Origin of the sequence: Photobacterium sanguinicancri (genome assembly GCF_002265265.1) — a bacterium.
GTDB classification, from domain to species: Bacteria; Pseudomonadota; Gammaproteobacteria; order Enterobacterales; family Vibrionaceae; genus Photobacterium; species Photobacterium sanguinicancri.
In genome coordinates this window covers 1-359 of the sequence record NZ_NOIF01000543.1, presented here as the reverse complement: position 1 = coordinate 359, position 359 = coordinate 1, and the positions used below count along the sequence as shown (strand labels likewise).

Here is a 359-nt window from a genome sequence, read left to right as displayed (position 1 = left end):
GGTGAACAGGGGGGACGTTTCGACATCAACGAGGTCGTCGGTGGAATCGTCGCCAAGCTTGTGGCCCGTCACCCCTATGTGTTCTCCGACGAGGAGGTTCCTGAGGATCTCGACGCCGCATGGGAGGCTCGTAAGGCAGCGGTCAAAGGACGTACGTCCAGCCTGGACGGGATCGCCTACTCCCTTTCCAGCGTGGCCCGCAGCGTTAAGGTCATCTCACGCGCACGCACTCGTGGGGTGGGCGTCAAGCTGGCCGACGAGCCGATCACCGCGGCGGAGACTGGTGGCCAGCTTTTGACTCTCATTGCTCGCGCCCAGGCAAGCGGTGTTGACGCGGATCAGGCGCTACGAGACCGTTT

At 63.2% G+C, this 359-nt stretch carries 1 pseudogene; it reads left to right on the top strand.

What is annotated here, in order from left to right:
* Positions 1-359 (top strand): annotated as a pseudogene (locus ASV53_RS26685) (hypothetical protein); the annotation flags it as partial.